Origin of the sequence: Streptomyces sp. NPDC091292 (assembly GCF_044757265.1) — a bacterium.
Classification (GTDB): Bacteria; Actinomycetota; Actinomycetes; order Streptomycetales; family Streptomycetaceae; genus Streptomyces.
The window spans coordinates 72,538-84,974 of sequence record NZ_JBIVUQ010000031.1 but is presented as its reverse complement, the minus strand read 5'-3'; the positions used below and the strand labels follow the sequence as shown (position 1 = coordinate 84,974).

Genomic DNA, 12,437 nt, shown 5'->3' with positions numbered 1-12,437 from the left:
GCTTCCTTTGTACTCACCCCAGAACACTCTCTGCGGCTTTCCTCCGGGCTTCCCTTCGGTGTTTCCGACTCTATCAGACCCTTTCGGCTCCGATTCCCGGTCGGCGGGACTTGCATTGTCTTTCCGGCCTTGCGGGCCGTTCCGACGGATCAAACTCTAGCGGGTCTTCCCGGAGACTCATAATCGGGTCTCTCGAAATTGAATTCGGACATGCCGAATTCATTCCCGTTGGGGGTCGTGCTGAGAGTTTGGATGCCGCTATCGCGGCGGGAGGTGCTGCCGAAGAACCGTTACGGCTCCGTGGCAACCCGGAGGACTTTACGGATCGGTACGGGGGATGTCAACCTTCCGCCGCCGACCAGCCGGGACGGCGTCAGTCCAGGTCGCTGAGTCGGCCGCCGGCGTCCGGCTGGGCGTGCTCCACGCGGCGCAGCAGCCGGGTCAGCACCTCGCCGAGCACTGCTCGCTCGGCCGCGGAGAGGTCCTGGAGCAGGTCCTCCTCGAAGACCGACGCGAGCTGCATGGCGCCCAGCCACTTCTGCCGGCCCTCGTCGGTCAGCTCGATGATCACGCGTACCCGGTTGGTCTCGTCGCGCTCGCGGGTGACCAGGCCCTCGCCGACCATGCGGTCGATGCGGTGGGTCATGGCGGCGGGGGTGAGACCGAGGCGCTTGGCGAGGTCGCCGGGGCCCAGTTGGTAGGGGGCGCCGGCCAGGACCAGGGCCTTGAGGACCTCCCACTCGGCGTTGCTGAGTCCGAGGTTGGCGGTCTGGCGGCCGTAGGCGACGTTCATACGGCGGTTGAGGCGGCCGAGGGCCGACACGATCTTCTCGACCTGGGGGTCCAGGTCCTGGAACTCGCGCTGGTAGGCGGCGATCTGTTCGTCGAGAGACGGCTCGCCGGCGCCGGGGGTGTCACCCATGGGGTGAGTATCGCACGAAGGCGCTTGGCATCGAAGTCCTTCTGTGTGTATTGTTAAGGCTCTAACTTTAGCTTCGAAGTCTTCAGATCTAAGGACAGGTGAAAGTGACCAGGGCGATGGGCGCGGCGATGCGCCGGATCCAGGCGGGAAGCGCGCTGAGCGCGTTCGGTATCGGCTTCACGGTTCCGTTCCTCTATGTCTATGTGGCACAGGTGCGGGGCCTGGGGTCGGCCGCGGCGGGCGTCGTGCTCGCCGCCTTCGCCATGGCCGCTCTCGTCGTCCTGCCCTTCATCGGCCGGGTGATCGACCGGCGCGGACCCCTTCCCGTGCTGGTCAGCGGCGCCCTGGTGGCGTCCGTCGGCGCGCTGTCGCTCGGGCTCGCCACGAGTGGGCCGGTGGCGATCCTGTCGGCGGCGGTGCTCGGCGCGGGGACGGCCGTGATGCAGCCTGCGCTGGCGACGATGATCGTGTGGTGCGCCGGCACCGCGACCCGCACGCGCGCGTTCGCGACCCAGTTCTTCCTGCAGAACCTGGGCCTGGGCATAGGCGGGCTCATCGGCGGCCAGCTCGTCGACGAGCACCGGCCGGGCACCTTCACGCTGCTGTTCTCGATCGAGGCCGTGATGTTCCTGGTGCTGGCGGGCATAGCCGCCACCACGCGGATGCCGCACGCCCCCTCGATACCCGACGCCCGTCCCAGGAACGGCAAGGACGGCATGAGCGCGGGCGGCGGGCTGCGGGTGCTGCTGCGGCACCGGGCGATGGTGCAGCTGTGTGTGCTGGGCTTCGTGCTGTTCTTCGCTTGCTACGGCCAGTTCGAGTCGGGCCTGTCGGCGTACGGCGTGGAGGCGGCGGGGATATCGCCGTCCACGCTGGGCATCGCGCTCGCCGCGAACACCGCGGTGATCGTCATCGCGCAGTTCGCAGTGCTCCGGTTCGTCGAGTACCGCAGGCGTTCGCGGGTGATAGCCGCCGTGGGGCTGATCTGGGCCGTGGCATGGGCCGCCGCCGGGTATGCGGGGCTCGGGCACGGCAGCGAGGCGATGGCGACGGCCGCGTTCATCTCGACGTACGCGCTGTTCGGGCTCGGTGAGTCGATGCTGGCGCCGACCGTGGCGCCGCTCGTCGCGGATCTCGCGCCGGGCGGGATGGTCGGCCAGTACAACTCGGCCTTCGCCCTGGTCAAGCAGCTCGCTCTCGCGGTCGGTCCGGCGGTGGGCGGCCCGATGGGGGCGTCGCTGCACGCCCCGTACATCGTGACGTTTCTGCTGTTCTCGCTGGGCATCACCGCGCTGGCGCTGCGGCTGGGGCGCCGGCTGACGCCGGTGCAGGATCAGCCGTCGCTCGCGAAGACCCGGGTCATAGCGCAGAGCCTGCCGGAGACCGCGCCCACGAGCGCCTGAGCCGGGGCTCCACAGATCGGGCGCCGGGCAGGTCCGGTCGTCGTCAGGTGGCCGGGAGGGCGAACTCGCACCACACGGCCTTGCCGCCGCCCGGGGTCCGGCGGGAGCCCCAGCCGGAGGCGATCGTGGCGACGATGGCGATGCCGCGTCCCGCCTCGTCGGCGGGCTCGGCGCGGCGGCGGCGTGGCAGGTGGTCGTCGCCGTCGGTGACCTCGATGATCAGGCGGCGGTCGGTGCGGCGCAGCCGCAGGCGCATCGGCGGGGTGCCGTGCTGAAGGGAGTTCGCGACGAGTTCGCTGGCGGCGAGGACGCCCAGGTCGTGCAGTTCGGAGCCGAAGCGCCAGCTGGTGAGGACGCCCGAGGCGAAGGCACGCGCGCGGGGGGTCGCCTCGATGCCGCCGAGGAGTTCGAGTGCGGCGTTGCGGAAGAGTTCGCCGCCGGGGCCGGTGCGGGCCGGGTGCTGGAGGACGAGCACGGCGACGTCGTCGTCGTGGTCCGCGGTGACGCCCGCGCTGCGGACCAGCCGGTCGCAGACGACCTGCGGGGTGCCCGTGGCGCCCGCGAGGGCTTCTTCGAGTGCGGCGACGCCGACGTCGATGTCCTCGCCGCGCCGCTCGACGAGCCCGTCGGTGTAGAGCACGGCGGTCGAGCCGGGGCCGAGCGGGATCGAGCCGGACGCGTGCAGCCAGCCGCCCGTGCCGAGCGGCGGTCCTGTGGGTTCCTCGGCGCGGTGCACGACGCCGTTCTCGTCGCGTACGAGGATCGGCAGATGGCCCGCCGACGCGTACACCAGGCGGCCCTCGTTGGGGTCGTGGACGGCGTACGCGCAGGTGGCGATCTGGTTGGCGTCGATCTCGGTGGCGAGGCCGTCGAGGAGTTGCAGCACCTCGTGCGGGGGCAGGTCCAGGCGGGCGTACGCCCGGACCGCCGTGCGGAGTTGGCCCATGACGGCCGCCGCGCGCACGCCCCGGCCCATGACGTCGCCGATGACGAGGGCGGTGCGTCCGCCGCCGAGGGTGATCACGTCGTACCAGTCGCCGCCGACCGCGGCCTCCGTGCCGCCCGGGTGGTAGGTGGCGGCGATGCGCAGGTCGTCGGGCTGCTCCAGCTCCTGGGGCAGCAGGGAGCGCTGCAGCGTGACGGCGGTCTCGCGCTGGCTGCGTTCGCTCGCGCGCAGCCGCGCGGCGGCCTCCGCGTGGTCGGTGACGTCGGCGGCGAAGATCAGGACGCCGCCTCCGGGGCTGTCGTCGCCGGGGGCGCCGAGCGCGTCGACGGGGGTGCAGGTGAAGGTGTAGGAGCGGCCGTCGGGTGCTTTGCGCGACTTGACCGTACGGGGCTTGGCGCTGCGCAGGACCTGGTCGAGGAGGGGCAGCAGGCCGAGGGCGTCCAGCTCGGGCAGCGCCTCGTGCGCGGGCTCGCCGGTGGGGCGGGCGCCGAACGCCGCCGTATAGGCGTCGTTGACGTACGCGATGCGGTGGTCCGGGCCCTGGACGAGGGCGACGAGCGCGGGGATGCGGTCGAGGACCTCGCGTACCGGAAGGTCCTCGACGGCGGACGCGAGGGCGGCGGGTCCTGTCAGGTGCTCGGCGCGGGCGGCGGGCACCGAGCTGTCGCCCAGCGGGGCCGGGGAGGCGCTGTGTTCGGACCGGGCGGCGGCTCGGCGCTGCGTTCCGGGGAGCCGGGCGCTCCAGCGCGTGAAGTTCACTGGGTAGAAGCCTCGTGAGGTCGAGGGGCGGGCAGGGCCGCCCATGGTCGCAGGAGCCAGGGTCGCAGGAGCCAGTCTGGCCGACAGGACCGACATCCGTCAGACGCCGGTGGTGCCGACGGAGTTCCTGACTCCGGTCAGGACGACCCCTTCGGGTCCTGATTCGGATCCTGAGGGTGTTTTCCCCCGGCCGCGAGTTCGAACTCCGCTCTGGGGTGTTCGAGTGACCCCAGGGAGACGATCTCCCGTTTGAAGAGACCGGCGAGCGTCCATTCGGCGAGGACGCGCGCCTTGCGGTTGAAGGTCGGTACCCGGCTCAGGTGGTAGACGCGGTGCATGAACCAGGCAGGGTAGCCCTTCAGCTTCCGTCCGTAGACGTAGGCGACGCCTTTGTGGAGGCCGAGGGAGGCGACGGAGCCGACGTAGCGGTGCGCGTACGTCTCCAGGGGGCGGCCGTGCAGGGACGCGGCGATGTTGTCGCCGAGCACCTTCGCCTGGCGCAGCGCGTGCTGGGCGTTGGGCGCGGTCTCCTTGCCGGGTTCGCCGGCGGTCACATCGGGTACGGCCGCCGCATCACCGGCACCCCACGCGTGGGGCACCCCTTCCACGCTGAGCTGGGCGGTGCATTTCAGCCGCCCGCGCGCGTTCAGCGGAAGGTCCGTCGCGGCGAGCAGGGGGTGCGGTTTCACGCCGGCCGTCCACACGAGGGTGCGGGTGGGGAAGCGCGACCCGTCGCTGAGGACGGCGATCCGGTCCTCGCAGCTGTCGAGGCGGGTCTCCAGGCGGACGTCGATGTTGCGTTTGCGCAGCCTGCTGACCGTGTACGTGCCCATCTCCGCGCCGACCTCGGGGAGGATGCGGTCCGATGCCTCGACGAGTATCCATTTCATGTCGTCGGGCGTGACGTTGTGGTAGTACCGCGCGGTGTAGCGGGCCATGTCCTCCAGCTCGCCGAGCGCCTCCACGCCCGCGTAGCCGCCGCCGACGAAGACGAAGGTGAGGGCCGCGTCACGGATCGACGGGTCGCGGGTGGAGGACGCGATGTCCATCTGTTCGATGACGTGGTTGCGCAGCCCGATGGCCTCTTCGACCGTCTTGAAACCGATGCCGTGTTCCGCGAGACCGGGCACGGGCAGCGTCCGCGAGACGGAGCCGGGCGCGATGACGAGTTCGTCGTACGTGATCTCGGCGGCGCCGGTGTGTTCCTCCTCGGTGGCGAGGGTCGTCACGGTCGCCGTGCGCTTGGCGTGCTGCACGGATCGGGCCTCGCCGATGACGATCCGGCACTGGTCGAGTACGCGGCGCAGCGGGACGACGACATGCCGCGGGGAGATCGATCCGGCCGCTGCCTCCGGGAGGAACGGCTGATAGGTCATGTAGGGCTCGGGGGTGACCACCACGATCTCGACCTCGCCGCGGCGCAGCTCCTGTTTCAGCTTCCGCTGGAGGCGCAGCGCGGTGTACATCCCGACGTAGCCGCCGCCGATCACGAGAATGCGCGTGGCCGGCGTCGGGCCCGGGGGCGTCCCCGGGGAATTGGCAGCCTTCACCTCCCCATGACGCAACGACCTTCGGAGTTTGTCCACAGGCTCGGCAAATTGTGTGACTGGAAGCGGACCGCGCGCCGCTTCGGGCGTATCATCGGCGCTCCGGAGAAAACCGCAGGTCAGGGGGTGGGATCCGGAGCGGGGGCAGGGGGGCAATCGGGGTGGAACCGGTGCGTACTCCGATCGGGCGGCACCTCGTCCGGAGCGTGCCCCTTCTGAATTGACCCCCGCTCAACTATGTTCGTGTGTCGTCGGGGTGTCGGGGGACGCGCTCGGCGGGCCCTTTCGACGGGGGGTCCGTGGTTCAGCGCTCGTTCTCCATGCTCCGGCTGCCGATCGGCAGGGAGAGTCTCCGGGGGGAGACGTCATTACCGGGGGATCACTATGCACATTCAGGACCAACATTGGACGACAGCGTCTGCCATGACGACCGGCGTGCCCGCCGGCGGGAATGGCCGCGGGGCCGACGGTGGACGGACGGCACCGCTGCGCGTGGATGCCCAGCGCAACCTTGAACATGTCCTGCGCGCGGCCCGAGAGGTCTTCGGTGAGCTGGGGTACGGCGCGCCGATGGAGGACGTCGCCCGCCGCGCGCGCGTCGGCGTCGGCACGGTCTACCGCCGCTTCCCGAGCAAGGACGTCCTGGTACGGCGGATCGCCGAGGAGGAGACCTCCCGGCTGACCGACCAGGCGCGGACCGCTCTGGGGCAGGAGGACGAGCCGTGGTCGGCGCTGTCGCGCTTCCTGCGGACGTCCGTGGCGTCCGGCGCCGGCCGGCTGCTGCCGCCGCACGTGCTGCGCGTGGACGTGGACGACGAGCCCGAGGACGCCGTCCCGGGCGAGACCGTGCGGGACGAGACCCGGGTGCCGCAGCAGCGGGCGGCGGCCGACGCGGACTCCGCGGTCGCGCCGGCGGACGTACGCCTGATCGAACAGCGTTCGGCGCCGGCGGACGAGACGCCGGATCTCGGCGACTCGGGTGCGGACGCCCTGCTCGAAGTCGTCGGGCGGCTCGTGGACCGGGCGCGGGCGGCGGGTGAGCTGCGTCCCGACGTGACCGTGTCGGACGTCCTGCTCGTGATCGCCACCGCGGCGCCCTCGCTTCCGGACGCGGCTCAGCAGGCGGCGGCGTCGGCCCGGCTCCTCGACATCCTGCTGGAGGGGCTGCGGTCGCGCCCGTCGGGAGGGTGACGCCGGTGGAGGGGTGAAGGGGCGGCTCTTTCGGGTGACCCTTGGCGCTCAGGTGCGGTAAGTCGCCTCGGATGAGTGGTAGATGCGCTTCCCCCTCGGCGCCGAGGGGGCCGTGTGGCACTCTTTCCCGATGTCGGGTCTGAGTGTGCGGGCGGGGGCTTTCCGCGATGAGCGTTGACGGGCGGGACGAGCCGGAGGACGGCGGCGCCGGCGAGACCGGCGGGCCGCCGCCCCGGCAGGTGCCGAGCCAGGGCGGACCGAGCGGGTCCGCCTCCTCCTCGTCCGGCCTGCCCGGCTTGCCCGCAGTGCCTGGTCAGTCGGGGCCGTCCGGGGCGTCCGGACCGTCGGGTGCCTCCGGTGTTTCTGGGGCGTCCGGTGCTGCTGGAGGGTCCGGTGGCTCTGGTGCGTCCGGGGCGGGTGGTGCTTCCGGTGAGGCGGGTGGGGCGTCCATCGAGGCCGTGCCGTCGCAGCGGGAGCCCGGGAGTCTTGGGCGCGGAGGTCCGGGGCGCGGGGTTCCGGAGCGCGGTGAGCGGACCGTGTTCGGTGCCGGTGAGATCGACCCGGCGCCGTCGGACTCCGGGGATCTGCCGCCCGCCGACACCGAGTTGATCAGCCGGATGCGCTCCGGCGAGGACTCCGCGTACGAGGAGCTGTACCGCCGGCACGCGGAAGCCGTCCGGCGCTACGCACGGACCTGCTGCCGTGACGCGCACACCGCCGACGACCTCACCGCCGAGGTCTTCGCCCGCATGCTCCAGGCCGTACGCGGCGGTTCGGGGCCCGAGCACGCCGTACGGGCCTATCTGCTGACCACCGTACGGCGCGTGGCCGCGAACTGGACGAAGTCCGCCAAGCGCGAGCAACTGGTCGACGACTTCGCGGTGTTCGCCGTGCAGGCCGCCCGGAGCGCCGAGGTCTCCGACGACGACACCCTCGAACTGGGCGCCGATGTGCGCGCCATGCACGAGGCCGAGCAGTCGATGGCCATGCAGGCGTTCCGCAGCCTCCCCGAGCGCTGGCAGGCCGTCCTGTGGCACACCGAGGTCGAGGACGAGTCGCCGAGCGAGGTCGCCACGCTCTTCGGCCTCGACGCCAACGGCACCCGGGTCCTCGCCAGCCGCGCCCGCGAGGGCCTCAAGCAGGCGTATCTCCAGGCCCATGTCAGCGCCACGCTCACCGAGAGCGAGGAGTGCGCCAGCTACGCCGACCGGCTCGGCGCCTACGCGCGCGGCGGCCTGCGCACTCGCGCCGAACGCGGTCTGCGCAAGCACCTGGAGGAGTGCGCCAAGTGTCGGCTCGCGGCCGGTCAGATCAAGGAAGTCGCCAGCGGCATCCCCGGTGTCGTGCCGATCGCGGTCATCGGTTGGTTCGGCGCCGCCGGGTACGCGAAGGTCGCCGCGCTCATCGGCGGCGGTGCCGCGGGTGCGGGCGCGGCCGGTGCGGCGGGCGCGGCAGCGGCGGCGAGCGGTGGTGCCACGGGCGGTGGGTCCGGCGGCGCGGGTGCGGGTGCGGCGGCCTCCGAGGCGGTCGGAACGCCGGTGAAGGCCGGTATCGGTGCCGCGGTCGTCGTGGCCGCCGCCGTCGCGGTGGCGCTGGCCCTCGCCGGCAACGACGCGACGCCGCCCGACAAGCCCCAGGCCAAGCCGCCGGTCTCCCACCCGGAGGCGCCGCCCGAACCGACGCCGCCCTCGCCCAAGCCGAAGCCGCCGCCCCCCGCGCCGGCGGCCGAGCCCGCGCCGACCCCCACCCCGACGCCCGAGCCGACGCCCAGCCCCACACCCGAGCCGACGCCGAAGCCCACCCCGAGCAGGCCCAGCCCCACCCCGACGCCGACCCCGCCGAAGCCCACACCGCCCGCTCCGGCCCCGGCCGTCTACCAGTGGAGCGAGCTGCGGTACGGCGTCCTCGGTGACGGCAGCGAGCCCGAGATGCGGCTCACCGAGAGCAGTTGGGTGTGGCAGCGCCAGGGCCTGACGATCGGCGGCGAACGGTACGCGAACGGCGTGACCGTCCACGGCCGGTCCTCCGTCACCATCGACCTCAACCGCGAGTGCACCGCCTACGACGCGGTCGTCGGCATCGACGACATGACGAGGGGGCTCGGCCAGGTGCGGTTCTCCGTGTTCGGCGACGACACTCCCCTGTGGACCTCCCCGCTGATCAAGGGCGGCGACCCCGCGGTGCCCGTCCATGTGGACCTCACGGGCCGCAAGACGATCCGCCTGGTCGTCGAACCGCACACCCCCTTCGACGCGTTGACCCTGGCGGACTGGGCGAACTCCCGCCTCACGTGCAGCTGAGGCGGGGCGTGGCGGTACGGCTGCGCTGTTACGGCGGCTGCCCGGTTACGCGCTCAGTGCCTCGGCGAGTTCGGTGAACACGTCGTCCAGGGTGAGGTGGCTGCCCGCCGTGTGTTCCTCGGTGCAGCGCGCCGCGCCGAGCGCCGCCTTCGCACCCCGCTCCACCGTGTCCGCCTCGGTGCGCTCCGGCTCCGGGCGCGGAAGGCCGCCGCGCAGGGTCTCGGCCGCCGCCAGCAGTCGCACCGCGCGCGGATGGTCGCCGAGCCGTCCGAGCAGAAGGGCCCCGACGTCCACCAGCGACGCCGTGACCACCTCCGAACAGCCGCTGTCCACCGCCTCCCGCAAACCGGCGGACAATACCGGCAGCGCCGACCCCGGCCCCGACTCGGCGGCCGTCACCCTCGCCTCGATCCCGGTCAGCCCGGCGGCGAAGTGCGGGGGCGGTGTGCCGCGCCGGAACTCCTGGCGGGCGGCGTCCGCCGACGCCCGCGCACCGGCCACGTCCCCCTCCTCCAGGCCGATGACGGCCCGCATCATGTGCACGAAGGTGCTGGAGTCCGTCACCCCGTACCGATCGGCCGCCGTGCCCGCCTCGTCCAGTGCCTTCTGCGCCGTCAGCCGGTCTCCCTCGCGATAGGCGATCTCCGCGAGCCTGGCGATCAGGAACGGGGACTCGGCATACGCCCCCACCTCGTACGCGAGGCGCAGCGCCTCCTCGTACTCCTCCTTGGCCTCGGCGAAGCGTCCCCTCAGCATCGCCGTCTCGCCCGCCGCGCCGCACACCTGGGCGCGCATCCACCGGTCGCCGGAGCGGCGGCTGAGCACCCGCAGTTCGGCGAGGTCGTCGTCCACGCCGTGCAGTCCGCCGGGTGAGTCGACGGCGAGATGCGTGCGGAACATCAGCGTGACGCCGACCTCCCAGTCGCCGCCGTATCTGCGGCAGTTGTCCACCGCCTTCTCCAGATGGGGCCATACCTCGCTCGGGGTGTCGAGGTAGAGCGCCGCGAACGGCCACAGCAGCCCGGGGAACCTGGCCGCGGCCGGTCCTGGCCGGGAGAAGGCGCGCCGCACGCGCGCGATGGACGCGCGCGCCTCCGCGTAGTCCTCACCGTAGGAGTCCACCGCCGCCGTCTCCGACAGCAGGAAGAAGTGCAGCATCAGCACGCTCATCCGTGGCCAGAAGTTCGGGTCGCTCCCGCTCTCCGCCCCGTCCCCCGCGTCCGCCTGGTCCGCGCTCAGGCTCATGATCGCGCTGGTCCATTCGATGGCCTCCCTGCGGTAGTTGCGCAGCCACCAGAACCAGCCGGTGGCGAGGGCGAGGGCGGCGGCCTGTTCCTCGTCGCGGGCGGTCAGGGCGCGGTCGAGGGCGGCCCTGATGTTGTCCATCTCCGTCTCCAGGCGGCGGATCCAGGGCAGTTGGGCGGCCGAGCGGAGGAGCGGGTCGGCCTCCTCGACCAGGGCGCGGACCCAGGCGGAGTGGCGGTGCTCGGCGGCGGCGAGCAGTGCGGGGGTCTCGGCGGCGCGCTCGGTCACGTACTCGTGGATGGTTTCGAGCATGCGATACCGCATGCCGTCGCCCTCGGCCGGGTCTCCGGGGGCGGCAACGACCAGGGACTTGTCCACGAGGGCGCCGATCAGCTCGGCGGCGGAGGGGCCGCAGACGGATTCCGCGGCGCCTATGTCCCAGCCGCCCGCGAAGACGGACGCCTCGCGCAGGACCCCGCGCTCCTGGTCGTCCAGGAGGTCCCAGGACCAGTCGACCACCGCGCGCAGGGTCTGCTGGCGGGGCAGCGCCGTACGGCTGCCGCTGGTGAGCAGCCGGAAGCGGTCGTCGAGGCGGTCGGCGATCTGCCGGGGTGTGAGCAGCCGCAGGCGCGCGGCTGCCAGCTCGATGGCCAGCGGCAGGCCGTCGAGGCGGCGGCAGATCTCGGTGACGGCGTCCGCCTCGCGCGTGAGGTCGAAGCCGGGGCGGACCGCCTGGGCGCGCTCGGTGAACAGGCGGTGGGCCGGGTGCGGTGGCAGGGGTTCCACCGGGCGGACCGACTCGCCGGGGACGCCGAGGGGCTCGCGGCTGGTGGCGAGGACGGTGAGACCCGGGCAGCGGGTGAGGAGGGTCTCGGCCAACTCGGCGGCGGCGCCGATGACATGTTCGCAGTTGTCAAGGAGCAGGAGCAGGCTGCGCGGGGCGCAGTACTCGACGAGCAGGGCGACCGGGTCGTCCTGCGGCACCGTCAGCTCGCTGGTCATCAGCACGGTCTCGCGCAGACCGAGGGCACTGACCACGGCGCCGGGAACCGCCTCGGGCCGGTCGAGCGGGGCCAGCTCGGCCAGCCATGCCTGCGGATGCCCGGCGGCGGCTTCCTCGGCGAGGCGGGTCTTGCCCGAGCCGCCCGGTCCGGTGAGGGTGACCAGGCGTGCTCTCTGTATGTCCGAACGGATCGCGTCGAGTTCAGGTTCCCGTCCGACGAAAGATGTCAAACGGGGGCGGATGTTCCCATTCCGCTCACCCGGTTCGGGCAGCCCGGGATCGGATCGCCCGCGGTCAGGCCGCCCGCGGTCAAGCCGCCCCACCGATTCCGCCCCCTCCGATTCCGCCCCCTCCGATCCGGCATCCGGATTCAGCAACTCCGCATACAACGCCCGGAGTTCCGGTCCGGGATCGGTGCCCAGGTCCCCGGCGAGGGTGCGGCGGACGTGCTCGTACGCGGTCAGCGCGTCGGCGGTCCGGCCGGTGGCCCGCAGGGCGCGGATGAGCAGGGCGTGCAGGGGCTCGTCGTACGGGTGGGCCCCGGTGAGTTCCCGCAACTCCGGTACGAGGTCGAGTGCGCGGCCGAGTCGGAGGTCCGCCTCGATACGGGCCCGGGTCGCCTCCGCCCGCTGTGCCTCGGGGCGGGTCGCGGCCGTGCGGTCGGGGAGGTCGGCGAGGGCCGGGCCGCGCCAGAGGGACAGGGCCTCGCGCAGCGTACGGGCCGCCTTCGCCGGGTCGCCCGTGTTCAGGGCGGTGATGCCCTCGCGCGCGAGGGTGTCGAAGACGAACAGGTCGATGTCGGCGGGGGTGGCCGTGAGGCGGTAGCCGCCGGGTTCCGAGGTGATGGCGTCCTTGCCGAGGGTGCGGCGGAGGCGGGCGATCAGTGCCTGAAGGGCGGCCGGGGGGTCGGCCGGGGGCGGGGGCGCCGCCGGTGACGGTGGGGCGTCGGGGGGCCAGATCTCCGTGATGAGGGTGACGACGGGGACGGTGCGGGAGGGGTGGAGGGTGAGGGTGGTGAGCAGGGCGCGGAGGCGGGGGCCGCCCAGCCGCAGCGGGGTGCCCTCGTCCGTCGTCGCCTCCGTGGTGCCCAGGATTCTGTACCGCACCTGGTCATTCTGGCC

The 12,437-nt window shown here is 72.7% G+C and carries 7 protein-coding genes; 3 read left to right on the top strand and 4 right to left on the bottom strand.

Features of this window, described 5'->3' with window-relative positions; translation table 11 throughout:
- Window positions 1–373 precede the first annotated feature (373 nt).
- Entirely contained in the window at window positions 374–922 is a 549-nt protein-coding gene (locus ACIQNU_RS40970; protein ID WP_401376920.1) for a MarR family winged helix-turn-helix transcriptional regulator, read from the bottom strand.
- Window positions 923–1,026: 104 nt separating this feature from the next.
- Between ACIQNU_RS40970 and ACIQNU_RS40965 the strand changes: the two genes are divergently transcribed.
- Window positions 1,027–2,325 (top strand): MFS transporter, encoded by a 1,299-nt coding sequence (locus ACIQNU_RS40965; protein WP_401376917.1) that lies wholly within the window; start codon window positions 1,027–1,029, stop codon window positions 2,323–2,325.
- A gap of 43 nt (window positions 2,326–2,368) precedes the next feature.
- Here ACIQNU_RS40965 and ACIQNU_RS40960 read toward each other — a convergent pair whose 3' ends face one another.
- Both ACIQNU_RS40960 and ACIQNU_RS40955 read right to left on the bottom strand, forming a co-directional pair.
- Entirely contained in the window at window positions 2,369–4,030 is a 1,662-nt protein-coding gene (locus ACIQNU_RS40960) for a SpoIIE family protein phosphatase (RefSeq protein ID WP_401376915.1), read from the bottom strand.
- A 137-nt stretch (window positions 4,031–4,167) separates the two neighbouring features.
- Window positions 4,168–5,580: an NAD(P)/FAD-dependent oxidoreductase gene (locus tag ACIQNU_RS40955; protein WP_401376912.1), complete on the bottom strand. Its 1,413-nt coding sequence runs from the start codon at window positions 5,578–5,580 to the stop codon at window positions 4,168–4,170.
- A 381-nt stretch (window positions 5,581–5,961) separates the two neighbouring features.
- Here ACIQNU_RS40955 and ACIQNU_RS40950 point away from each other — a divergent pair, with 381 nt between their 5' ends.
- On the top strand, window positions 5,962–6,768 hold the full coding sequence (locus ACIQNU_RS40950) for a TetR/AcrR family transcriptional regulator (protein WP_401376909.1): 807 nt from the start codon (window positions 5,962–5,964) through the stop codon (window positions 6,766–6,768).
- A 167-nt stretch (window positions 6,769–6,935) separates the two neighbouring features.
- Window positions 6,936–9,068: a sigma-70 family RNA polymerase sigma factor gene (locus ACIQNU_RS40945; RefSeq protein ID WP_401376906.1), complete on the top strand. Its 2,133-nt coding sequence runs from the start codon at window positions 6,936–6,938 to the stop codon at window positions 9,066–9,068.
- 45 nt (window positions 9,069–9,113) lie between these two features.
- Here the strand turns inward: ACIQNU_RS40945 and ACIQNU_RS40940 are convergent, their stop codons facing one another.
- On the bottom strand, window positions 9,114–12,422 hold the full coding sequence (locus ACIQNU_RS40940) for an AfsR/SARP family transcriptional regulator (protein WP_401376904.1): 3,309 nt from the start codon (window positions 12,420–12,422) through the stop codon (window positions 9,114–9,116).
- Window positions 12,423–12,437 lie beyond the last annotated feature (15 nt).